Source organism: Xenorhabdus sp. KK7.4, from assembly GCF_963876465.1.
In the GTDB taxonomy this organism is placed as follows: domain Bacteria; phylum Pseudomonadota; class Gammaproteobacteria; order Enterobacterales; family Enterobacteriaceae; genus Xenorhabdus; species Xenorhabdus stockiae.
In genome coordinates this window covers 118,301-142,949 of the sequence record NZ_CAWNQF010000001.1, presented here as the reverse complement: position 1 = coordinate 142,949, position 24,649 = coordinate 118,301, and the positions used below count along the sequence as shown (strand labels likewise).

Here is a 24,649-nt window from a genome sequence, read left to right as displayed (position 1 = left end):
AAGGAATATAAAATTATGTGCGTGAACGCCTCGCTAATGCGACTCCGGCACCAACCAACAGACCTACAGCTCCCCACAAAATCATCATAAATACACGGCGAGGGCTGTCTCTATTAACGGGTTCTTCTGGCGTTCTAAGATAACGGTAGGTCTGAAAAGTGTTCTGTAAAGTGGGACCGACACTGAGTGTCGACAGCATCGCTATATTTTGATCATAATCGATACTGTAATTAGGGCCTGTAGCCTCCAGTGTTTCAAGCTGAGCCTGTAGTAATGGGACTCCCAGCATAAACATTTTGGATTCAGGTAATTCACTGATGGGGATGTTTGTCTGGTTACGCTGAATACCCTGTTTTTCAGCAACTTTTAATGATTGCTGCAATACGTTCAACTCACGGTTATACATGGCCTTAGCGACGAGTTCCTGTCGCTTAACCAGCGCTTTCATTGACTGAGTCCGTGTTGCCCATGCGCCTTTTATTTCGTCATTCAGATGAGTACTCGCACGCTGGTTAGCAAAAGCAATGTACTCCCGCAAAAGCCGGTTAGCATCAGCGGCTGTTTCTGCCGTCAGTTTGATACTTTCATTCTGGGCATTTTTTTCACCGCGACGTGTTACCTGAATATTGTTGATTAATTCTTCCAGTAACACCGCATCAGCTTTGCTCTTACCGTTATGACGCTGTTTGTAATAATTAGAGTGCAGCCAGAATTCACGACGAGTATCATAAGCTTCAGCCTGTATCATGAACTCTTTGTAAGCTCCATCGGGAATGGTCGGCAGTTGGGCTTCCGGTGAAGCATTAATATGCGTATCCAGATTACGCAAAAATTGCTGTTGTGAGTAATAACTCCCCAGATTATTAGTTGTCGGTAAATCCACAATAGCGGTTGCGCTCCATTTTTGCTGCATCAGATACGATGCAGCCAGAGCAACAGCAGCGAAAATTATTGCCAGTGCGATAATCCATATCTTTCCACGCCACAGAGCACAACATAGCGCACGAATATCCAGTTCATGCTCTGTAACCGTTTGATCCTGATTAGATTTCGTTTCTGAGTTTTCCACTGCGCAAAACCTCTTTGATAAGCCGATGTTTTTTTTAGTGATGGTTTGCAACCCGACGCATCCGGCGTTTCCACCGTTTTATAAAACGGGCTACACGCCATGCTCTTTTGATGCAATAACCATACAACATAAATGCAAGCAAAAATAATGCCAACATTACCCATTGAGGAACAAAATCCAGCCGTTCGCCAATAATGCCAATCCCGGCTAATAATGCTGCTGTCATTGTGATTAGGACAAAGGCCTGACGGGACGTAAAACCAGCGCGCATGATTAAGTGATGAATATGCTGGCGATCCGGTGAGAATGGGCTCATTCCCTTACGCAGTCGGCGGTACATAATCGCAACCATATCCATCAACGGAATGGCAATGATCCATAAAGCCGTCACAGGATTGATAGAACGATTTCCACCCTGAGTCGCTTCAGTCAGCAACCAGATAATGGTAAAACCAATTAATGTACTTCCGGCATCTCCCATAAAGACTTTAAAGCGTTTACCCAATAGCCCCAGATTAAGAAAAATATAAGGCAGTATCCCGGCAATAAATGCAAAGCACCAGAATGCTAAAGCTGTATTGCCGCTCTCATACAGCAGGATACCCAAAGCCCCGAAAGAGACACAGGACAGGCCACCTAACAGGCCATCAATACCATCTACCATATTAAAAGCATTAATGGCAGCCCAGACAGCAAACAGAGTGACGACGTAGCTGAATGGCCCCAGCGTCATTTCCCACGGACCAAAAGTATTACCCAAGCTTTCAAGTCTCAGGTCAGCGAAATACATCATACTGATGCCGACTAAAGCCTGAATTGTTGCACGAATTTTTACACTGATATCAAACCGATCATCCAGAGCACCAATAAAAACCAGTATCCCTGCACAAAACAAATACAGCCACTTATGTGGTATAAACTCTTTTGTTATAACAAAAGCAAAACAGACACTCACAAAAACAGATATCCCCCCCACCAAAGGAATTAAACCATGGTGACGTTTACGGTAATTCGGCTTATCAACAAGACCAACCTTTTTTGCTACCTTCCTTGCCATGAACAAAAAAACGAATGAAAATATGAAGATGCAAAAAACTTCGGCACTCATGCTGGGTATATTCACAATAACAACTCTCTGTAAAAATAATAATGATGGCCATCTATTATTCATTAACTTATGGATTCAATAGCCTGCCCATAAGTTCCCTGTTCAAGAAGACATCCTGCTATGTATAAATGAAAATCAAAAAAATAATGCAGATTACAAGTAATGATTAATAGTTATTTATAGAACTTCTATAAAATTTCCGCCCAAGAAACACTCATTCAATCAAACGAAAAACATGCAAAACATGTACCATTTCAACGGATAATTTAACACACCTATAAAAAACGCCACAGAAGAGTGGCGTTTTTTTGAAGAAATGATCGCTTAATTACTTTTTGTTTATGGACTATCAATTGTTATTTGCAGACTACGAACGTTTCATAAAGTCGAAAAATTCTTCGTTTGTTTTTGTCATAGCCAGTTTATTGATAAGGAATTCCATTGCATCAATTTCACCCATAGGGTGAATAATTTTACGCAATATCCACATCTTCTGTAGCTCATCCTGAGTCGTGAGCAACTCTTCTTTACGCGTACCAGAACGGTTGTAATCAATCGCAGGGAAAACACGTTTTTCTGCAATCTTACGGGACAGGTGCAATTCCATATTACCTGTACCTTTAAATTCTTCGTAAATGACCTCATCCATTTTAGAACCGGTATCAACCAGCGCTGTAGCGATGATGGTCAGGCTACCACCTTCTTCAACATTACGTGCTGCACCAAAGAAACGTTTTGGACGATGCAGAGCATTGGCATCCACACCACCGGTCAGCACTTTACCAGAAGCCGGAACAACGGTGTTATATGCACGGGCAAGGCGGGTTATGGAATCCAACAGGATAATAACGTCTTTTTTATGTTCAACCAGACGTTTTGCTTTTTCGATGACCATTTCAGCCACTTGAACGTGGCGGGAAGCAGGCTCATCAAAAGTGGAAGCGATAACTTCACCTTTTACCAGACGCTGCATTTCGGTCACTTCTTCCGGACGCTCATCGATCAGCAATACCATCAATACGCAGTCTGGATAGTTATGTGCAATGTTCGCCGCAATGTTTTGCAGCAACATGGTCTTACCCGCTTTTGGTGGTGCAACAATCAGACCACGCTGACCACGACCGATAGGTGCAGCCAAATCCAGAACTCGGGCTGTCAAGTCTTCTGTAGAACCATTACCACGCTCCATGCGCAAACGGTTATTAGCATGAAGTGGGGTGAGGTTTTCAAACAGGATCTTGCTGCGGGCGTTCTCTGGTTTATCAAAGTTAACTTCATTAACTTTTAACAGGGCAAAATAACGTTCACCTTCTTTCGGTGGACGGATTTTACCTGAAATGGTGTCACCGGTACGGAGGTTAAAGCGGCGGATTTGACTAGGAGAAACGTAGATATCATCGGGGCCTGCAAGGTAGGAGCTGTCTGCGGAGCGGAGGAAACCGAATCCATCCTGCAATATCTCCAGCACACCATCTCCGAAAATATCCTCTCCGCTCTTCGCATGCTGTTTGAGGATAGAGAAAATAATGTCTTGCTTGCGCATACGAGCCAGATTTTCCAGCCCCATATTTTCGCCGAGAGTAATTAACTCTGATACCGGCGTATTTTTTAATTCGGTAAGATTCATAATGGTGGGTTCTTTAACTCGGGGTATATCTCGAACTATGAACGTGAATGGTATGGCAGCGTTATCGGTGCCTGTTTATTTGTACCCAAAACAAATACAACCTTTTAACATATAAATTTATATTACAAGGTAATAGTCTGAAGTACTCTAATTGATTTCAAAATAAGGCTAACAAACTGTGAATGCACGGCTGAGATGGTAATAACAAAATGTGATTAAGTTCAGAACTAAAAACTATCTCAGTGAAAAGCTATCTCAGCGTAAGTACCGTTTCAACAAATACTGTTTTAGCAAATATTATCTCAGCAAAAGAGGTTCAGTAAAAGAAGGCTTCAACATAGACGCTGGAACGAAAACATCATTGGGATGTTAGCATAAAGACGTCTTCAGCATCAGGCTATATACTGAATGACTCACTATATATGCTTTTAGATACTATATGCTTTTAGATACTGTACTAAATACGATATGCCATCAGATATTTCAAGGTGTCAGAGATAACAGATTTATCAGACACTACAGATTGTTTAGTATGTAACATGTCCGTTGTCAATTATTCATGCAGATGATGAAAATTTTTCTATGCATGTTCCATATAAGCACGTGGTCGCTAACTTACCATGCTTCGTAGCGGACGTCTAGCTGTCAGTAAGATAAATCACCTTATCCGCTAAACGTCCTTAATTACTGTGAGCAAACTCTAAGTTAGAGGTATGGCTCCAAAAATTCTTTCAGTTGAGTTTTTGACAAAGCTCCCACTTTTACTGCGACTTTCTCACCGTCTTTAAACAGAATCAGTGTTGGGATGCCACGGATACCAAATTTTGGTGCGGTTTCAGTGTGATCATCAACATTCAGTTTAGCAACCGTCAGCTTACCTGCATATTCTGCCGCGATTTCATCCAGAATAGGAGCGACCATTTTGCAAGGACCACACCACTCTGCCCAAAAATCAACCAGAACAATACCTTCTGATTGCAGTTTATCTTCATTAAAGTCACTGTCTGCCAGATGAATAACGCCAGCACTCACAATCTTTTCACTCATTAATTGGACTCCAAAGTAAAATCTTTTAGGTTATCAGTCTACATTAACCAACATAAGGTGTCTTTATTTCAGCGGATACACTTTCTTAAAGCAATAGTTAGCTGATATTCTACCACACTATGAGCAAAACACATTTGACAGAAAAGAAGTTTTCCGACTTCGCATTGCACCCCAAGGTCATTGAAGCCCTTGATAAAAAGGGCTTTTCAAACTGTACGCCAATACAGGCGCTAACATTGCCTTTTACTGTCGAAGGCCAGGATGTTGCGGGGCAAGCACAAACAGGAACGGGTAAGACGCTGGCATTTCTGACGTCTACTTTTCATTATTTACTCAGCCACCCCGCTGCGGCGGATCATAAAACCAATCAGCCACGCGCGCTGATTATGGCTCCGACCCGCGAACTGGCTGTCCAGATTTATTCTGATGCAGAAGAACTGGCTGAAGCCACCGGGCTAAAAATGGGGCTTGCTTATGGCGGAGATGGCTATGATAAGCAGCTAAAAGTACTGGAAGCCGGTGTTGATATCATCATTGGTACTACAGGCCGCCTGATTGATTATGCTAAACAGGGATATATTAATCTCAGCGCTATTCAGGTTGTTGTACTGGATGAAGCGGATCGAATGTATGACCTTGGTTTTATTAAGGATATCCGCTGGCTATTCCGTCGTATTCCTTCTGCGACTGAGCGTATGACGCTGCTGTTTTCCGCTACACTCTCTTATCGGGTACGTGAGTTAGCTTTTGAGCAGATGAACAATCCTGAGTATGTGGAAGTCGAACCGTTACAGAAAACAGGGCACCGTATTAAGGAAGAACTATTTTATCCTTCCAATGAAGAGAAAATGAGTCTGTTACAGACCCTGTTGGAAGAAGAGTGGCCCGACCGCTGTATTATTTTTGCTAATACCAAACATCGCTGTGAAGATATCTGGGCACATCTGGCTGCCGATGGTCATCGTGTCGGCCTGCTGACCGGTGATGTCGCACAGAAAAAACGTCTGCGTATACTGGAAGAGTTCAGTCTGGGAAATGTGGATATTCTGGTTGCTACCGATGTTGCTGCACGCGGGCTGCATATTCCATCAGTAACACACGTATTTAACTATGATTTGCCGGATGACTGTGAAGACTACGTCCATCGCATTGGCCGAACCGGCCGGGCAGGCGAAAGTGGTCATTCAATCAGTCTGGCCTGTGAAGAGTATGCGCTGAATCTGCCGGCTATTGAAGAATATATTCAGCACCAGATCCCTGTAAGCAAATATAACAGTGATGCATTGCTGAAAGATTTACCAGTGCCCAAACGCCGTAACCGTTCGCGCTCAGGGGGACATCCACGCCGCGCTAATATGCCACGCCGTGGAAACACTGTTCGTAATCGTAAACGCAATCCGTAAACGTTCAGGCTGATTAACGTAATTCTGGAATAACAAAATGCTGAGTTCTTCTTCGCTCTATGCCGCTATCGATTTAGGCTCAAACAGCTTTCATATGCTGGTTATCCGCAGAGTATCCGATAGTATTCAGGTGGTTGCCCGAATCAAGCGTAAGGTCAGGCTGGCCGCTGGATTAGATAAAAATAACCACTTGTCACAACAGGCAATGGAACGAGGATGGCAATGCCTTCGCCTTTTTGCGGAATATTTGCAGGATATTCCTGCTCCACAGATCCGCGTTGTCGCAACAGCTACACTGCGACTTGCTGAAAATTCCGGTGAGTTTGTCGGGAAAGCCTCTGAAATCTTAGGTTCCCCGGTCAAAGTTATCAGAGGGGAAGAAGAAGCCCGGCTGATTTATCAGGGCGTTGCTCACACCACAGGCGGTCCGGAGGAGCGTCTGGTGGTGGATATTGGCGGGGGCAGTACAGAGCTGGTTACAGGTACAGGCGCAAATGCCACACAGTTATTCAGCCTTGAGATGGGTTGTGTTACCTGGCTCGAACGTTATTTCAATGATCGCAGCCTGACAGAAGAAAACTTTGCCAAAGCAGAAGCGGCAGCTCACCAGATCCTTGCTCCGGTCACCACGACACTGCTGAAACAGGGCTGGCAGATTTGTGTCGGAGCATCCGGCACCGTTCAGGCGCTTCAGGAGATAATGATTGCTCAGGGCATGGATGAACTTATCACTCTGCCCAAACTGCAACAACTCAAATCTAAGGCGATTGAATGCGGGAAGCTGGAAGAGCTGGAAATAAATGGCCTGACTCTGGAGCGGGCACTGGTTTTTCCAAGTGGCCTCGCAATCCTGATTGCTATCTTTCAGGCATTAGAAATTGAGAGCATGATTCTGGCAGGAGGCGCGTTGCGGGAAGGTCTGGTTTACGGAATGCTGGAATTACCTGTCGAGCAGGATGTCCGGGCCAGAACCCTACAGAATATTCAGCAGCGTTTTCAGATTGATGCAGAACAGGCACTGCGCGTCAGACAACTGGCAGAACATTTCTTTCAGCAAGTTGCTAAAACATGGGAACTGGATGAGCGATGCCGGGAACTGTTAATCAGTGTTTGTTTGCTGCATGAAATCGGCCTGTGTATCGATTTCCGTCAGGGGCCGGCTCATTCTGCTTATCTGATTAGTCATTTAGATCTACCCGGTTACACCCCTGCTCAAAAACGCCTGCTAGCGACATTATTGCAAAATCAGAGCGGAGCTATCGATTTAGCATCACTGAATCAGCAAAATGCCTTACCGGCACAGCTGGCACTGAGATTGTGTCGTTTACTGCGTCTCGCCATTATTTTCGCCAGCCGACGGCAGGATGACTCTTTGTCTGCTCTGAGTTTACAGGCTGAAAATGAAACGCTTACCATCACTCTTCCATATCAGTGGCAAGCCCAGCATCCTCTCAGGGCTGAAATTCTGCATCAGGAAAGTACATGGCAACATTATGTCCACTGGCCACTTTTTATTGAAGAGCAGAGCAACACTCATTTGGGATAAACCCGGCACCTTATAAAAAAATGAATCCCTCACCCCAGATACATGCCTGAAAATACAGCTGGGGCGAGGGATTACGGCAGGTTTTCCTGACGAGATCAATCACCGCCCGTTTTCTGCCCAAGGCCAAAACGGGATTTGATATCAGCAAGACGTGACTGCCCCCGTTTCATGCGTTCTTCTGCACTGACCACTTTCTTGCCTTGCGGCCAGTCCAGATCATCCTGAGGCAGCTCTAACAGAAACCGACTCGGTTCCGGGCGTATTAGTTCCCCGTACTGACGGCGCTCTTTACTCAGGGTGAGAAAGAGTTCACGCTGGGCGCGGGTAATACCGACATACGCCAAACGTCGTTCTTCCTCAATATTATCTTCATCAATACTGCTCTGATGTGGTAATAACCCTTCTTCCATACCCACCATAAAAACATAAGGGAATTCTAGCCCTTTGGAAGCATGCAGCGTCATAAGCTGTACCTGATCCGACTCCTCACTTTCCTCTCCGCGTTCCAGCATGTCACGCAACGTAAAGCGGGCTACAACCTGAGAAAGTGTCATCGGTTCATTCAGATCATCCCCTTCGAGCATCTCACTCATCCAGGTAAAAAGCTGGTTAACATTCTTCATCCTCATTTCAGCCGCTTTAGGGCTGGGGGATGTTTCATATAACCAACTTTCGTAATCCATGCTATGCAATAAATCCCTTACAGCTAACAGTGGCTCACGCTCTGCCTGACGTGAAATTTCATTCATCCAGTGGGTAAAGCGCTGTAAGGCTGCCAATCCACGGCCGGAAAGATTTTGCTCCAGACCAAGATCGAAACTGGCATGGTACAGACTTTTGTTACGCTGCTTGGCCCATTCGCCTAGCTTCTGAACCGTCACTGCACCTATTTCTCTACGCGGTGTATTGACAACCCTTAGAAAAGCGCTGTCATCATCAGGATTAGTCAGTACGCGCAGATAAGAAAGTAAATCCTTAATTTCCGGCCGGGAAAAAAACGAAGTTCCGCCAGAAATACGATACGGAATACGGCTTTGCATCAGCATCTTTTCAAAAATGCGGGATTGATGATTACCGCGATACAGGATTGCGTAATCCTTATAATCGGTTTTATTAATAAAATGATGTGCGATCAACTCACCTACTACGCGTTCAGCTTCATGATCTTCATTATTGGCTTCGATCACACGAAGAGGATCACCATAACCCAATTCAGAAAAAAGTTTTTTCTCAAATACATGGGGATTATTTGCAATCAGGATATTTGCCGATTTCAGTATTCTCCCTGATGAGCGGTAATTCTGCTCCAGCTTGATCACATTAAGCTGAGGAAAATCTTCTTTTAACAGGATCAGGTTTTGTGGACGGGCACCGCGCCAGGAATAAATGGACTGATCATCATCACCAACCACCGTAAAACGTGCCCGGTTGCCAACCAATAATTTTACCAGCTGATACTGGCTGGTGTTGGTGTCCTGATATTCATCCACCAGCAGATAACGAATCCGATTCTGCCAGCGCTCCCTGACTTCTTCATCCCGCATTAACAGTAACGTTGGTTTAGTGATCAGATCATCAAAGTCGAGCACATTACAACTATTCAAGTGTAAATCATAACGCCGATAACACTCAGCAAAGTGATGTTCCTGTTCTGAGCGAGCCTGCCTGATTACCTGTTCCGGAGGCATCAGATCATTTTTCCAGCCAGAAATACTTGAGATCAGTTTTTGTAGTAGATCTTTGTCTTCCTCCAGTAAATCCGCCGTCAAATCTTTCAGCAAGGCCATTTGATCCTGATCGTCGAACAAAGAGAAATTACTCTTCATGCCCAATGCTTTGTATTCACGCTTGATGATTTCCAGCCCCAGCGTATGAAAAGTGGAAATCATCAGGCCTCTGGTTTCCTTGCGTCCCAATGTCTGTGCCACACGTTCTTTCATTTCGCGTGCCGCTTTGTTAGTAAAGGTCACAGCCGCAATATGGCGGGCTTGATAACCGCAGGCACGTATCAGATGGGCTATTTTATTGGTGATAACTCTGGTCTTACCGGAGCCTGCACCTGCCAGAACCAGACAAGGTCCTGTCACAAATTCAACCGCTTGTTGTTGGCTGGGATTTAATCGCATACTGTTTTGAAAGTTATATCAGGATGAAAAAAGTAAGGAACGAAATTGTAGCAGAAAGCCGTGTAATAAGGCGTTTTTCTTCACCAGTCAGGCCACTACGATGATTTATTCTTGAGTGAATCTAATATTCAACAATCAAAAATAATTATTTTATAAATCTTAAAACCCCTAATCCGTAATAAATTGACTACTTTTCTATATGTAATAAATAACAATGTCATAAAACCTGTCAGAGAGGATGCAATATGTTACGCAAAACTGGTTTTTTCTTTGATGAAATCTGCTTCTGGCACAATTCCGGCATACAGCATGTTGTTATGCTTCCTGTTGGAGGATGGATACAACCTCCTTCTGGGTCGGGACATGCTGAATCACCAGAAACTAAACGCAGAATGAAAAGTTTAATGGATGTTTCTGGATTAAGCCGTTCATTGCAGCTATCAGGCGCTGAGCCTCTTGATGAAGCGACCTTAAAGCTCATCCACCCAGCAGAGTATTTACAGCGTTTTAAGTCTATGAGCGATAATGGAACCGGTTTGCTTGGGCACGCAGCACCTGTAGGGGCTGACAGCTATGAGATAGCTAAACTGTCTGCCGGGCTAACCTGTGCCGCAGTAGAGGCCGTCCTGCATGGTGAACTCGATAACGCCTATAGCCTTTCCCGCCCTCCCGGACACCATTGCCTGCCAGATCAAGCAATGGGTTTTTGTTATCTAGCCAATATTCCCCTCGCCATTGAACGAGCCAAAAAACAGTTTGGGCTTGGACGGGTTGCAGTCGTTGACTGGGATGTTCACCACGGTAACGGAACACAACATATCTTTTGGGAACGTGATGACGTTTTAACTATTTCCCTGCATCAGGATGGTTGCTATCCCGAAGGTTATAGTGGAGAAGACGATATCGGTGCAGGTAAAGGAGAAGGTTTCAATATCAATATTCCATTGATGGCCGGAGCCGGACACAACAGCTATATGCATGCCATGGATCAAATCGTCCTGCCCGCACTATACCGTTACCAGCCTGAGTTGATTATTGTCGCCAGTGGCTATGATGCCAATGCCATGGACCCGCTGGCTCGCATGCAATTACACAGTGACAGCTTTCGAGAAATGACGCGCAAAATACAGCAGGCAGCAGATGAATTATGTGATGGTAAGCTGGTTGTTGTCCATGAAGGTGGTTATTCAGAACTCTATGTGCCTTTCTGTGGTCTGGCTGTGCTGGAAGAATTAAGCGGCGTTCGCACGGAAGTTCAGGATCCTTTATTGGAAATGGTCCAGAGGCAACAACCAAGAGAACATTTTGACACATTCCAGCGTCAGGAGATTGATGCGCTGAAACTGAGATTTCATTTGTAGCCCGACCGGGGAAAACAGTATGCCCGATACATTGTATCGGGCATAGCATCATTATCCGCCAACAGCAATGCGTTTCATATCAGTCATATAACCACGCAAAGTCCGGCCTATAGTTTCAATCGGGTGGTTACGAATCGCATCGTTAACATCACGTAACTGAGCGTTATCGATACCATTATCAGCAACAGCTTTACCTAAATCCCCTGCCTGTAAAGATGACATGAATTCTTTCTGTAACAGAGGTACTGCCACATAAGAGAACAGGTAGTTACCGTATTCAGCCGTATCAGAGATGACGACGTTCATTTCGTAGAGACGTTTACGGGCAATTGTATTCGCAATCAATGGCAATTCATGCAGTGATTCATAATAAGCAGACTCTTCGATGATGCCTGAATCCACCATGGTTTCAAATGCCAGCTCAACCCCCGCTTTAACCATGGCAATCATTAATACACCATGATCAAAGTATTCCTGCTCGCTGATATGACCACTGTAATCAGGGTAGTTTTCAAATGGTGTCTGACCGGTTTCAGCTCTCCAGTTCAACAAATCCTTATCATCATTCGCCCAATCCGCCATCATGCCTGAAGAGAACTGGCCGGAAATAATATCATCCATATGTTTCTGGAATAACGGAGTCAGAATAGCTTTCAACTGTTCCGAAAGCGCATAAGCCCTCAGTTTTGCCGGATTGGAAAGCCTGTCCATCATCAGCGTAATCCCACCCTGTTTCAGGGCTTCAGTGATAGTTTCCCAGCCAAACTGGATAAGTTTACCGGCATAGCCCGGCTCCACGCCATCAGCCACCAGCTTGTCATAACACAGCAGAGAACCTGCCTGTAACATGCCGCACAGAATGGTTTGCTCACCCATCAAGTCAGATTTTACTTCTGCTACAAATGAAGATTCCAGAACGCCTGCCCGATGGCCTCCGGTTGCTGCTGCCCATGCTTTCGCGATTGCCATCCCTTCGCCTTTTGCATCGTTTTCCGGATGTACAGCAAGCAGAGTCGGAACACCAAAACCACGCTTATATTCTTCACGTACTTCCGTTCCCGGACACTTCGGAGCAACCATCACAACAGTAATATCTTTGCGAACCTGTTCACCCACTTCGACAATATTAAAACCGTGGGAATACCCCAGCGCAGCGCCTTCTTTCATCAATGGCTGAACAGCCTGAACAACGGCAGAGTGTTGTTTGTCCGGCGTCAGGTTAATAACCAAATCAGCCTGTGGGATCAACTCTTCATATGTACCTACTCTGAAACCATTTTCAGTTGCCTTGCGCCACGAAGCCCTTTTTTCTTCAATGGCTTCTTTACGCAGGGCATAGGCAATATCCAGACCGGAATCACGCATATTAAGCCCCTGATTTAGGCCTTGTGCACCACACCCGACAATCACCACTTTCTTGCCTTTTAAATACCCTGCCTCGTCAGCAAATTCTTCTCTTGCCATAAAACGGCATTTGCCCAGCTGCGCCAACTGCTGGCGTAAATTCAATGTATCAAAATAGTTAGCCATGGTGACTCCGATATAATTAGGTGTGATGTTGTTTGCATTCAGCCAATATATGCCATGAAAGACATTGCTTAAATTGATATATTGACAAGACTATATTGCAGTTTACGCAACATATCTTTTTTGAGACAATTTGCAGAAAAAACTTTCAGCAGAAGGCACTGAAACGATGGATCTACGTGATTTAAAACTGTTTTTACATCTTGCGGAAAGTTGTCATTTTGGCCGCACGGCTAAAGCAATGCATGTCAGCCCTTCTACGCTTTCACGCCAAATTCAGCGTCTTGAAGATCAATTGGCTCACCCACTGTTTCTGCGGGATAACCGGACAGTAAAACTCACCACTGCGGGCGAACAGCTAAAACAATTTGCCCAACATACATTATTACAATATCAGCAACTGCTTCACTCGCTGAATCACCAAAGCCCGTCATTAGCGGGAGAATTACGCCTTTTCTGTTCAGTGACAGCCGCTTATAGCCACCTTCCTCAGGTTCTGGATAAGTTTCGGGCTGAGCACCCTTTGGTGGAGATCAAACTGACAACAGGCGATGCCGCCGATGCCGTTGATAAAATCCAGTCTGAAGAAGCGGATTTAGGTATTGCAGGTAAACCTGAGAAACTGCCTGATAACGTCAGTTTTACCAAGATTGGTGAAATCCCGCTAGTTCTGATCGCCCCGGCTTTACCTTGTACTGTGAGATCATTAGCCACACAAGAATATCCTGACTGGAATGAGACCCCATTCATTCTGCCGGAACACGGTCCCTCTCGTAAGCGTATTGAACTTTGGTTCCGCCGCCACAAAATTAATCATCCACAAATTTATGCAACCGTTTCAGGCCATGAAGCCATTGTATCGATGGTGGCTTTAGGTTGCGGTATCGCTCTCATTCCTGCGGTTGTCGTTGAAAACAGCCCGGAACCGGTACGCAGCCGCATATCGCTGCTAGAAAATATTTCACTGGTTGAACCATTTGAATTAGGCGTTTGTGCATTAGGCAAGCGGCTGAATGAACCGTTGATAAAAGCATTTTGGCGGTTGCTATCGTCTGATAGCTATTCATCAAGCATTGGATGATAATAAGGACAGAAGAAATTCATCATTAAACTAATAGCGCCTGTTATGGCGCTATCTTCGTTTCCTACAGGCCTGAGTATTTCTATCTCAATAGCAAATTAAACGAAGGATTATTCGTCTCATCATGATATTCGTAGCCTAACTCATCCAGATGTCGGTCAAAACAGAGTTCTTCCTCTGAAAGTTCAAAAGCCGTCAATACTCGCCCATAATCCGTGCCATGACTACGATAATGAAACAACGTAATATTCCAGTGCGCCCCTAATGTCTGTAAAAATTTCAGCAAAGCGCCCGGTGATTCAGGGAAAGCAAAGCTGAATAAGCGCTCCTGCAACGGCTTGGATGGCCTGCCGCCAATCATATAGCGGACATGCAGTTTCGCCATTTCATCATCGGTCAAATCAGCGACCTGATAACCTGCTGCTTTTAACTCTTCAATAATTTCAATACGTTCCGCATTTCCACGGTTCAGTCTGATACCGACAAAAACGCAAGCCTTATTTGGTTCGGCAGAATCCGAATAACGATAACTGAATTCTGTCACAAAGCGGCTTCCCAACATCTGACAAAATGTCAGGAAACTGCCTTTCTGTTCAGGAATAGTGACCGCCAGCAAAGCCTCACGCTGCTCTCCCAGCTCACAACGTTCTGAAACATAACGCAAACCATGAAAGTTTACATTCGCACCAGAAAGAATATGCGCGAGCCTCTCTCCCTTGATCTGATGCTGCTGGACGTATTTCTTCAATCCTGCCAGTGCCAGAGCACCAGAAGGTTCAGCAATGGCACGCACGTCCTCAAAAATATCTTTCACAGCAGCACAAATAGCATCGCTATCAACTGTAATGACATCATCAACATATTTCTGACAAAGGCGGAATGTTTCATCCCCAATACGCTTGACGGCGACACCTTCCGCAAATAAACCCACTCTCGGTAAATCGACCGGATGCCCGGCTTCCAGTGCTGCTTTCAGGCAGGCGGAATCCTCGGCTTCCACTCCAATAATTTTCATTTCCGGTACAAGCTGTTTAATCAGAACAGCAACACCTGCAATTAACCCGCCACCGCCAACCGGAACAAAAATACGATCAAGGTGAACATCCTGCTGTAACAATTCCATTGCCAGAGTTGCCTGACCGGCAATGACTGCCGGGTGATCAAAAGGAGGGACAAAGGTATACCTGTGTTCCTTTGCCATTTCGATAGCTTTGGCTTTTGCTTCATCGAAATTCGCACCATGTAACAGCACTTCTCCGCCCAGACTGCGCACAGCATCAACTTTAATATCGGCTGTCGCTACCGGCATCACAATAGTCGATCTGATGCCCACTTTACTGGCCGATAATGCAACGCCCTGTGCGTGATTGCCTGCTGATGCCGTAATGACTCCCCTGACTTTTTGTTCTTCCGTCAGGCTGGCAATCATCGCGTAGGCACCACGCAGTTTGAAACTGTGTACCAGCTGACGATCTTCTCGTTTAACCAAAATGGTGTTATTTAAACGAGCGGAGATTTTTTTCATTTCCTGTAATGGCGTAACCTGAGCAACGTCATAAACGGGCGCACTTAGGGCTGCTTTGAGATATTCCGCCCCTTTAGGTTCGGGATTAAGAGGATAAACTACCACGATTACCCTCCCAGTTTAGTCTTATCACGCACAGCCCCTTTATCAGCGCTGGTCGCTAGTGAAGCATAAGCACGCAGGGCAAAAGAAACCTGACGTTCCCGGAATTTGGGTGTCCATGCTTTATCGCCACGGGATGATTCTTTCTGCACCCGCTCGGCAAGCTCTTTTTCACTGACATCCAACTGAATCTTGCGGTTTGGAATATCAATGTCGATGATATCGCCATCATGTACCAGACCAATTAAACCGCCATTAGCAGCTTCAGGAGAGACATGACCGATTGATAATCCCGATGTGCCGCCCGAGAAACGTCCATCCGTAATCAAAGCACAACTTTTACCTAATCCCATTGATTTCAGGTAGGTCGTCGGATAAAGCATCTCCTGCATACCCGGGCCACCTTTCGGGCCTTCATAACGAATGACAACCACATCACCTGCTACGACTTTTCCTCCCAGAATCGCATCTACGGCATCTTCCTGACTTTCATAAACTTTAGCCGGGCCACGGAAAGTCAGAATACTTTCATCCACTCCTGCGGTTTTCACAATGCAGCCATCCACAGCAATGTTACCGGACAGCACCGCAAGCCCCCCATCCTGACTGTAGGCATAGGAAAGTTCACGAATACAGCCTTCTTTCCGGTCTGTATCCAAAGATGGCCAACGACAGTTCTGAGAAAAAGCCTGCGTAGTTCTAATACCTGCCGGGCCTGCTGCATACATGCTTTTCACAGCTTCATCGGCGGTTTGCATAACATCATACTGGGCCAGCGTTTGTGGTAAATCTAACCCCAGAATATTCTTCACATGGCGATGCAAAAGCCCTGCCCGATCCAGTTCACCGAGAATACCAATCACACCACCAGCACGATGCACATCTTCCATATGATATTTTTGGGTGCTTGGTGCCACCTTACACAAATGGGGAACCTGACGAGACAGACGATCAATATCTGTCATGGTGAAATCAACCTCTCCCTCCTGCGCTGCTGCCAATAAATGCAGCACAGTGTTTGTCGATCCACCCATTGCAATATCCAGCGTCATGGCATTCTCAAATGCAGCTTTAGTCGCAATATTACGTGGCAACGCACTGTCATCATTTTGCTCGTAGTAACGTTTAGTCAGTTCAACAATACGCTTACCCGCGTTGAGAAACAGAGTCTTGCGATCGGCATGTGTAGCAAGTAATGAACCATTTCCCGGCTGAGAAAGCCCCAAGGCTTCCGTCAGGCAGTTCATTGAATTCGCGGTAAACATACCGGAACAGGAGCCACAAGTCGGGCAGGCAGAACGTTCAATCTGATCACTTTGTTCATCGCTGATATTCGGATTAGCTCCCTGAATCATGGCATCGACCAGATCCAACTTGATGATTTGATCCGATAAACGTGTTTTTCCTGCTTCCATCGGGCCGCCGGAAACGAAAATAACCGGAATATTCAGGCGCAGAGATGCCATCAGCATACCGGGGGTGATCTTATCGCAGTTCGAAATACACACCATTGCATCCGCACAATGTGCATTCACCATATATTCCACAGAATCCGCAATCAGCTCACGGGATGGCAATGAATACAGCATTCCGCCATGCCCCATTGCGATACCATCATCAACGGCAATGGTGTTAAATTCCTTTGCAACACCTCCTGAAGCCTCAATCTGCTCTGCCACCAGCTTGCCCAAATCCCGCAAATGAACATGCCCGGGTACGAATTGAGTAAATGAATTCACAACAGCAATGATAGGTTTTCCAAAATCCTCATCAGTCATCCCCGTCGCACGCCATAAAGCACGTGCTCCTGCCATATTACGGCCATGGGTTGTTGTAGCAGAACGATATTTAGGCATTATTTTTCACTCCCATATCTGTCTAATATTGATAGCATCTGAAAACAGGCGGGGAACGAGCCGCCTGTCAATTTTTTATTTTTTATTAAGGATTCACAGGGTCTAACCAGCCCCATTTATCTTCTGTCGTGCCATCAAATAAGCCAAAGAATGTATTTTGGATCTTTTTGGTAACTGGCCCGCACCGGCCAATCCCGACCTGAATACCATCTACACTACGAACCGGAGTGATTTCTGCGGCTGTACCCGTCATAAAAACTTCATCAGCAAGATAAAGTGATTCGCGGGAAAGAGTCTGTTCACGCACTTCCAGACCGAGATCCTGTGCCAGTCTGATGATAGCGTCCCGAGTGATCCCCGGTAGGGCAGAAGAAGAAAATGGCGGTGTGAACAAGATACCATTTTTTACTTCGAATAAATTTTCACCTGCGCCTTCTGAAATATAACCATGAACATCCAGAGCAATACCTTCCTGATAGCCATGACGCCGTGCCTCACTCCCCACCAGCAAAGAAGACAAATAATTTCCGCCCGCTTTTGCCGCTGTCGGGATAGTGTTGGCTGCTATGCGATTCCACGAAGAAACCATTGCATCAATCCCCTGATCCAGTGCTTCTTCACCGAGATAGGCTCCCCACGGGAAAGCAGCAATGATGACATCGGTTTGATAACCTTCGGGAGGATTAACTCCCATACCCACATCACCAATAAAAACTAATGGACGAATGTAAGCGCTGACTAATTTATTTTTGCGAAGTGTTGCACGACAAGCTTCCATTAACTCATCAACACTCTGGCTCACTGGCATACGGTAAATTTTGGCTGAATCACGTAAACGCTGCATATGCTCTCGGTGGCGAAAAACAACTGGCCCTTTATGGGAGTTATAACAACGAATACCTTCAAAGACTGATGTTCCATAATGCAAGGCATGGGACATAACGTGTACTTTTGCATCTGCCCAAGGAACCATTTCGCCATTGAACCAAATATAATCAGCTTGCTTTGTCATGATTTTGTTTCCTTTCCATCGCGCACTATGCGCTTATCAATTGTGATTTCTTATGTTGTATCTCAACACCGGCAACATCAACCAGCTTGACCAACTGAGCAAAAAGTAAATTTACAGGACGCTGGCTGGCAACAGTGAGTTCAATACATACACTATCACTATCTATTGTATGATCCATATTCAATGCGCATATCTGAAAACCCCTATGACGGGTAACCCTCAGAATTCTTTCAAGAATTTCAGGGCAAAATCGAGCCTGAATAGCAAGTTGATGTTGCATCATAATAACTTCTCCAACATATTTGCATTGCTTGCGCCGGGTGGAACCAATGGCCAAACATTTTCAAATTCATCAATGGATACGTGTAACAAATAAGGGCCTTCACTATTGAACAAGGCGTCCAATGCAGCATTTATCTGTGACTTTTCAGTAATATGCTGACCCGGAATATCAAACGCTTTTGCTAAGGTAATAAAGTCTGGATTATCAGTCAGGATTGTTTCACTATAACGGCGGTCAAAAAATAACTCCTGCCACTGTTTTACCATTCCCAAACGCTGGTTATCCAATAAAACCATCTTGATCGGCAGTTTCTTGCGTTTAATCGTCCCCAGCTCCTGAACATTCATCATGAAAGAACCATCACCAGATATACAAATAACCATATCGTCCGGGCGAACCATCTGCGCTCCAATTGCCGCTGGAATACCAAAACCCATCGTTCCCAACCCACTGGAAGTAATAAAATTTTCCGGTCTGTCAAACGTCATATGCTGAGCTGTCCACATCTGGTGCTGCCCAACATCGGTGGTGATAACAGTATTAGGTGGCTTGCGATCAGATATCAGTTTCAATAGGGCTGGGGCATAAATTTTTTCGCCCTGATAGTCATAACGCCATGCATGTATCTCTTTTAATTGCTTAACTTCTTGTTGCCATGCTTCGATCGATAAAGGCTGCTGTAGGTAAGGTAATAATGTTTTTAAATTACCTTTTAATGAAATATGTGCCTGACGTAATTTATTTAATTCAGCCGGATCAATATCTATATGGATGACTTTGGCATGGGGGGCAAAGGTATCTAATTTTCCTGTCACACGGTCGTCAAAACGCGCTCCAACAGCAATGAGCAAATCGCAGGACTGGACAGCTAAGTTAGCCGCCTTTGTTCCGTGCATTCCTAACATACCCAAATAACATTCATGTTGGGCAACTGCAGCCCCTAATCCTTTAAGGGTAGAAACGACCGGGATCCCCGTTTCTTCTACCAGACGACGCAATTCAGGTACTGCGCCAGCTATTCCAACCCCTCCTCCTACATATAAAACAGGTTTTTGAGAATAAACCATCATATTGCGGGCTTGTTTCAGTGCGTTCTCAGGAAGAGGAGATGGGGTAACAGCAGGACTCAAATAAGGTGTAAAATCCCCCTGTTTTAACTGAATATCTTTTGGTAAATCAATCAGAACAGGCCCGGGGCGGCCTTCCATAGCGATGGAAAAAGCTTCCGCCATAATTTGAGGTAATTTTTCCAGCGACTCCACCAGGAAACTGTGTTTAGTACAGGCAAGAGAAAGCCCCAACATATCGATTTCCTGAAAAGCATCGGTACCAATAACTTCAGAACTTACCTGACCGGTAATGGCAACCACAGGTACAGAATCCAATAGCGCATCAGCCAGCCCTGTGATTAAGTTTGTTGCTCCTGGTCCCGATGTGGCAATACAAACTCCCGGTTTATCGCTTGCCCTTGCATAACCAATGGCTGCCATAACCGCCCCTTGTTCGTGGCGGCATAGCAAATGTTCAATACCACCATCATACAAAGCATCATACACTGGCATAATGGCTCCGCCGGGGTAACCGAAAACTTTCTCCACTCCCTGTGTCCGTAGTGCCTGTACAACCCATTGCGCCCCATTCATAGCCATCCTCCTATCGGTATTTACTCTGTCAGTGGCTTCTTGTGATGTTGTTTTATGTTTATTTATAAGTGCTAAAAAAAAACCCCGCTCTATTTTTTAGGGCGGGGGTCTTTGTGAAATCTGGCTGTATTTTATGTCTACGCCTTCCTTCGTCCAAGTGCGCCCCCGCACGGTAGAATAATCACTACCACGCTAATAATTAGGCTAATCACAAGAACATATTTCTTCATAAAAGTGCGTTCATACTCTTTATAGGCTCGACATATATTTTAGAATTATCACTTTCTATTATTGTTGACAATGATTATTTTTGTTTTTTTACAAGAAAAAAATATTACTTATAATTTTCAAATAGATAAATAAGAAACAGATAAATCCACTGAATTTTATCTATTTCATGATGAGAAAAAAATCATTGTCTACCGTTTTAGTAAAATAATTAATTAAGTAAATTATAAAAATGTAACTTAATGATCTTCGAATCAGATGTAGGTCTTTATAAAAACAGGGGTTATCACAAAAATAGTTATCGTAATAAGTCAGGAAAATAATCCATTTATCTAAATAAAAGTAATAATAAGCATAATAACAATCCAGAATAAAACTAACTCCATTCATTCAAAAAAATAGAAATTAATAATAGAATCAACAAATAACATAAAATAGCTAAAATTAAAAAATGTCAGTTTGGTGATAACAATAATTATATTTTCGAAAGGCTTCGCAAAATAACAAAAGGTGACTTTTTATTATTTTTCAACAAGTCATGATGAATTTTTTGGGCTAAGGAAAGCATTATGACTCTTGCGATTATCTACACCCGAGCCACTATCGGTGTCGATTCCCCGCTTGTCACAATAGAAGCGCATATCAGTAACGGCTTACCCGGTTTAACTCTCGTTGGTTTACCCGAAACTACTGTCAAGGAGGCCAGAGATCGTGTCAGAAGTGCCTTGATCAACAGTGGTTTTACCTACCCGGCAAAAAGGATCACTGTTAATCTGGCTCCAGCAGATCTGCCCAAAGAAGGGGGAAGATATGATTTACCTATCGCCATTGCAATTCTGGCAGCTTCGGAACAGATCCCGCCAAATGAATTACATCATTATGAATTTTTAGGAGAGCTTGCGCTTTCAGGAGAGATACGCAGGGTTATGGGGGCAATTCCCGCCGCACTTAGTGCCAGAAATTCAGGCAGACAGTTAATTTTATCTACAGAAAATCAGGCTGAACTGGCTATTCTATCTCAAAATGAGACGTTATTAGCCAACCAATTATTGCAAGTTTGCCACTTCCTGCGAGGTGAAAAAAACATCTTATTTTCCCCTGCTCCGATCACTTTACAAACCGAGCCACTTGTTCTGGATCTACAGGACATTATTGGACAGGAACAAGCGAAACGGGCTCTGGAGATAACAGCCGCAGGAGGTCATAATCTCTTGTTAATTGGCCCTCCCGGTACAGGTAAAACCATGCTGGCCAGCCGGCTATGTGATCTACTGCCACCTCTAACGCATCAGGAAGCGTTACACGTTGCTGCAATTAATAGTCTGGCTGGTCAGTCAATTAACCCTCAAAAATGGCACATACGCCCATTTAGAGCTCCTCACCATAGCTCATCAATGGCAGCTCTTGTTGGAGGAGGCTCAATACCTAAACCCGGAGAAATCTCCCTTGCACATAATGGTGTTTTATTTCTGGATGAATTACCGGAATTTAACCGTACTGTTCTTGATGCATTACGTGAGCCATTAGAATCTGGCGAGATTGTGATATCACGAGCCAAAGCAAAAGTTTGTTTCCCTGCCCGGGTTCAATTAATCGCCGCCATGAACCCAAGCCCGACCGGATATCATCAGGGATTACATAATCGCAGCAGTCCACAGCAGGTATTACGCTACCTTGCCAAACTATCAGGTCCATTTTTAGACCGTTTTGACCTTTCTATAGACGTTCCTCTGCTTCCTCCGGGGATCCTGAGCAAGTCATCAACAAAAAATGGGGAAAGTAGCCACGAAGTTAAAAAAAGAGTAGAGAATGCCAGAAACATACAAATAGAACGCAATGGGTATGTAAACGCCCATCTTACCCGTAAGCAAACAGAAAAGGTTTGCAGACTAAAGATGGAAGATGCCATCTTTCTGGAAAATACTTTACTAAAATTGGGATTATCTGTACGTGCATGGCACCGAATCTTAAAGGTTTCGCGTACTATTGCAGACTTAAAAGAACAAAAGAAAATAGAAAAGCCAGATATTATGGAGGCACTCAGCTACCGGAGCATGGATAGGTTGCTTATTCAGCTACAAAATCAGGTTGGATAATGTGGAAAAGGGGCATATTTGCCCCTCTTGATGGATCCTTCATCCCAATGATGATATTAATCATCACTATCAGTGAAATCCTCAGCAGGATCTAACTGTGGTTTTCCGCCGGAAAGGGTATGGAAACGTTTTGGACGTCTGATTTTCTCCAAATACTTAAACCATACTTTTTCCGCTATTGTTACAGGTGCGCGTTCACCACGGCAAACTGCTACAAACAGTTTTTCTTCTTCTGTTTGTGGTTCACGTTTACCAAGATCCAATTCATTGAACGCATTGCCATGACGTTCTAGCAATTGGGCCTCTTTGATGGTGAAATCACCGTGACGGGAAAATCCGCGTGGATAATGTTTATTATCAAAAAAACGATTAGTCGTGATGAAGCTTTCAGCCATCTGACACACTCCTAACTCTACTGTCATACTAATTATGGCGCGGAGTATTAGGGAGGCTTGACATTCTGTAAAACAAAATATTTAAATCTTAACGACAAAAACTATTGGAGATGCATGTGGACACCGAATTACTGAAAACCTTTTTGGAAGTCAGTAAGACTCGTCACTTTGGTCGGGCAGCTGAATCACTCTATCTAACACAATCCGCCGTTAGCTTTCGGATCCGACAACTGGAGAATCAACTTGGTGCTAATTTATTCACACGACATCGCAATAATATTCGCCTGACTGCTGCGGGTGAGCGTCTGGTTCCCTATGCAGAATCGTTAATGAATACCTGGCAATTAGCGAAAAAAGAGATCAGCTATGTCTCACAACATACAGAGCTCTCTATCGGCGCTACCGCATCTCTGTGGGAAGCTTATCTAACCCCTTGGTTGAATATGTTTTATTGCGATAATCAGGGAATAAGAATCGAATCACGCGTCTCTACACGGCAGTCTCTTGTTAAACAGCTACACTCTCGTGAGTTAGATCTTTTAATCACAACAGAACCACCAAAAATGGATGAATTCCAGAGTCAGCTGATCGGGAGTATTCAGCTTGTTTTATTAACTACTCAAAATAATATTGAACAAGGTATAGAAAATTACATAAAGCTGGAATGGGGAGCAGATTTTCACCAACAAGAGCAACTGATTCTGAAAAGTGATCACCCTCCTATCATAACCACTACCTCAGCGCATATTGCCAGAGAGCTATTGGAAAGTGTCAATGCTGCGACATTCTTACCAGTTCACTGGCTTGAAGAGTATTCAAAACTTGTTATAGCACCAGATAACGAGCAGATTAAACGGCCACTATATGCCGTGTGGTTACAAAATAGCGACCAACATACACTTATCCAACAATTATTAAAAATACCTGTTGAAAAAGCTCCAGTGACAAATTGATGACATTCAGTCTAGAGTCTTAGATCGTATAAAACTCTAAGCAAAAGAGCTGTGGAGGGATTATTAATGCAAAAAAACAAAAAGAAAAAACCCAGCTAAAATTAGCTGGGCTATTAATCTGAAAACTATAAATTATTACTTAGTTATTAACTGGCAGGGGCGGAGAGACTCGAACTCCCAACACCCGGTTTTGGAGACCGGTGCTCTACCAATTGAACTACGCCCCTAAATCGGTGGCGGTGCGGACGGGACTCGAACCCGCGACCCCCGGCGTGACAGGCCGGTATTCTAACCAACTGAACTACCGCACCACCGAATGCTGCTTCATGCTGCCTTTTGGGCTGGCAACACGTCTAAATTGATGTCTGGCAGTTCCCTACTCTCACATGGGGAGACCCCACACTACCATCGGCGCTACGGCGTTTCACTGCTGAGTTCGGCATGGGGTCAGGTGGGACCACCGCGCTATTGCCGCCAGACAAATTCGGGTTGTTATCTCGAACAAGCTGTGACCGTCTTTACTGGGTCCTTTTTCTCTGAAACTGCGTCTTTACTCTCAATTCCCGCAAAACACCTTCGGTGTTGTCAGGTTAAGCCGCACGGTTCATTAGTACTGGTTAGCTCAACGTCTCGCAACGCTTACACACCCAGCCTATCTACG

Annotated in this window: 19 protein-coding genes, 2 tRNA genes and 1 rRNA gene; 6 read left to right on the top strand and 16 right to left on the bottom strand. The window is 44.6% G+C overall.

What is annotated here, in order from left to right:
• Nucleotides 1–13: 13 nt before the first annotated feature.
• The 4 genes from wzzE to trxA form a co-directional block, all read right to left on the bottom strand.
• Nucleotides 14–1,069, bottom strand: coding sequence for an ECA polysaccharide chain length modulation protein (gene wzzE / locus AACS90_RS00630; protein ID WP_099119935.1), 1,056 nt, complete (start codon nucleotides 1,067–1,069; stop codon nucleotides 14–16).
• 34 nt (nucleotides 1,070–1,103) lie between these two features.
• The gene (wecA, locus tag AACS90_RS00625) at nucleotides 1,104–2,192 is read right to left on the bottom strand and encodes a UDP-N-acetylglucosamine--undecaprenyl-phosphate N-acetylglucosaminephosphotransferase (protein ID WP_099120192.1); all 1,089 of its coding nucleotides are present in this window, start codon (nucleotides 2,190–2,192) and stop codon (nucleotides 1,104–1,106) included.
• 352 nt (nucleotides 2,193–2,544) lie between these two features.
• On the bottom strand, nucleotides 2,545–3,804 hold the full coding sequence (rho, locus tag AACS90_RS00620; protein WP_010845326.1) for a transcription termination factor Rho: 1,260 nt from the start codon (nucleotides 3,802–3,804) through the stop codon (nucleotides 2,545–2,547).
• A gap of 705 nt (nucleotides 3,805–4,509) precedes the next feature.
• The gene (trxA, locus tag AACS90_RS00615) at nucleotides 4,510–4,836 is read right to left on the bottom strand and encodes a thioredoxin TrxA (RefSeq protein WP_369800383.1); all 327 of its coding nucleotides are present in this window, start codon (nucleotides 4,834–4,836) and stop codon (nucleotides 4,510–4,512) included.
• 134 nt (nucleotides 4,837–4,970) lie between these two features.
• Between trxA and rhlB the strand changes: the two genes are divergently transcribed.
• Both rhlB and gppA read left to right on the top strand, forming a co-directional pair.
• Entirely contained in the window at nucleotides 4,971–6,254 is a 1,284-nt protein-coding gene (rhlB, locus tag AACS90_RS00610; protein WP_099119934.1) for an ATP-dependent RNA helicase RhlB, read from the top strand.
• 37 nt (nucleotides 6,255–6,291) lie between these two features.
• Entirely contained in the window at nucleotides 6,292–7,800 is a 1,509-nt protein-coding gene (gppA, locus tag AACS90_RS00605) for a guanosine-5'-triphosphate,3'-diphosphate diphosphatase (RefSeq protein ID WP_099119933.1), read from the top strand.
• Nucleotides 7,801–7,895: 95 nt separating this feature from the next.
• Here gppA and rep read toward each other — a convergent pair whose 3' ends face one another.
• Entirely contained in the window at nucleotides 7,896–9,926 is a 2,031-nt protein-coding gene (gene rep, locus AACS90_RS00600; protein ID WP_099119932.1) for a DNA helicase Rep, read from the bottom strand.
• A gap of 245 nt (nucleotides 9,927–10,171) precedes the next feature.
• Between rep and AACS90_RS00595 the strand changes: the two genes are divergently transcribed.
• A complete protein-coding gene (locus AACS90_RS00595) occupies nucleotides 10,172–11,287 on the top strand; it encodes a class II histone deacetylase (RefSeq protein ID WP_099119931.1) in 1,116 nt (371 codons plus the stop codon).
• Nucleotides 11,288–11,338: 51 nt separating this feature from the next.
• Here AACS90_RS00595 and ilvC read toward each other — a convergent pair whose 3' ends face one another.
• Nucleotides 11,339–12,817 (bottom strand): ketol-acid reductoisomerase, encoded by a 1,479-nt coding sequence (gene ilvC, locus AACS90_RS00590; RefSeq protein WP_099119930.1) that lies wholly within the window; start codon nucleotides 12,815–12,817, stop codon nucleotides 11,339–11,341.
• 166 nt (nucleotides 12,818–12,983) lie between these two features.
• Here ilvC and ilvY point away from each other — a divergent pair, with 166 nt between their 5' ends.
• The gene (gene ilvY, locus AACS90_RS00585) at nucleotides 12,984–13,895 is read left to right on the top strand and encodes an HTH-type transcriptional activator IlvY (RefSeq protein ID WP_099119929.1); all 912 of its coding nucleotides are present in this window, start codon (nucleotides 12,984–12,986) and stop codon (nucleotides 13,893–13,895) included.
• A gap of 82 nt (nucleotides 13,896–13,977) precedes the next feature.
• Here ilvY and ilvA read toward each other — a convergent pair whose 3' ends face one another.
• The 6 genes from ilvA to AACS90_RS00555 form a co-directional block, all read right to left on the bottom strand.
• Nucleotides 13,978–15,525 (bottom strand): threonine ammonia-lyase, biosynthetic, encoded by a 1,548-nt coding sequence (gene ilvA / locus AACS90_RS00580; RefSeq protein ID WP_099119928.1) that lies wholly within the window; start codon nucleotides 15,523–15,525, stop codon nucleotides 13,978–13,980.
• Nucleotides 15,526–15,527: 2 nt separating this feature from the next.
• On the bottom strand, nucleotides 15,528–17,378 hold the full coding sequence (gene ilvD / locus AACS90_RS00575) for a dihydroxy-acid dehydratase (protein ID WP_099119927.1): 1,851 nt from the start codon (nucleotides 17,376–17,378) through the stop codon (nucleotides 15,528–15,530).
• A gap of 85 nt (nucleotides 17,379–17,463) precedes the next feature.
• Nucleotides 17,464–18,390, bottom strand: a complete 927-nt coding sequence (locus tag AACS90_RS00570; RefSeq protein ID WP_099119926.1) for a branched-chain amino acid transaminase — start codon at nucleotides 18,388–18,390, stop codon at nucleotides 17,464–17,466.
• Nucleotides 18,391–18,415: 25 nt separating this feature from the next.
• Nucleotides 18,416–18,673, bottom strand: a complete 258-nt coding sequence (ilvM, locus tag AACS90_RS00565; protein ID WP_099119925.1) for an acetolactate synthase 2 small subunit — start codon at nucleotides 18,671–18,673, stop codon at nucleotides 18,416–18,418.
• Nucleotides 18,670–20,316 (bottom strand): acetolactate synthase 2 catalytic subunit, encoded by a 1,647-nt coding sequence (gene ilvG, locus AACS90_RS00560; protein ID WP_099119924.1) that lies wholly within the window; start codon nucleotides 20,314–20,316, stop codon nucleotides 18,670–18,672. Before ilvG ends, ilvM begins: the two co-directional genes overlap by 4 nt.
• Nucleotides 20,317–20,453: 137 nt before the next feature.
• Complete coding sequence (locus AACS90_RS00555; RefSeq protein WP_099109290.1) at nucleotides 20,454–20,546, bottom strand: IlvGEDA operon leader peptide; 93 nt, start codon at nucleotides 20,544–20,546, stop codon at nucleotides 20,454–20,456.
• 567 nt (nucleotides 20,547–21,113) lie between these two features.
• Between AACS90_RS00555 and AACS90_RS00550 the strand changes: the two genes are divergently transcribed.
• Nucleotides 21,114–22,640, top strand: a complete 1,527-nt coding sequence (locus tag AACS90_RS00550; RefSeq protein ID WP_099119923.1) for a YifB family Mg chelatase-like AAA ATPase — start codon at nucleotides 21,114–21,116, stop codon at nucleotides 22,638–22,640.
• 56 nt (nucleotides 22,641–22,696) lie between these two features.
• Here AACS90_RS00550 and AACS90_RS00545 read toward each other — a convergent pair whose 3' ends face one another.
• Nucleotides 22,697–23,035 (bottom strand): DUF413 domain-containing protein, encoded by a 339-nt coding sequence (locus AACS90_RS00545; protein WP_099109288.1) that lies wholly within the window; start codon nucleotides 23,033–23,035, stop codon nucleotides 22,697–22,699.
• Nucleotides 23,036–23,151: 116 nt separating this feature from the next.
• On the opposite strand from AACS90_RS00545, the gene hdfR reads away from it, so the two are divergent.
• Entirely contained in the window at nucleotides 23,152–23,988 is an 837-nt protein-coding gene (gene hdfR / locus AACS90_RS00540) for an HTH-type transcriptional regulator HdfR (RefSeq protein WP_099119922.1), read from the top strand.
• A 151-nt stretch (nucleotides 23,989–24,139) separates the two neighbouring features.
• Here hdfR and AACS90_RS00535 read toward each other — a convergent pair.
• The 3 genes from AACS90_RS00535 to rrf all read right to left on the bottom strand — a co-directional run bounded on the left by AACS90_RS00535 (nucleotide 24,140) and on the right by rrf (nucleotide 24,467).
• Nucleotides 24,140–24,215: transfer RNA gene (locus AACS90_RS00535), tRNA-Trp, on the bottom strand.
• A 7-nt stretch (nucleotides 24,216–24,222) separates the two neighbouring features.
• Nucleotides 24,223–24,299 (bottom strand) — tRNA-Asp (locus AACS90_RS00530).
• A 52-nt stretch (nucleotides 24,300–24,351) separates the two neighbouring features.
• Nucleotides 24,352–24,467, bottom strand: a 5S ribosomal RNA gene (gene rrf, locus AACS90_RS00525).
• Between the last annotated feature and the right edge of the window lie 182 nt (nucleotides 24,468–24,649).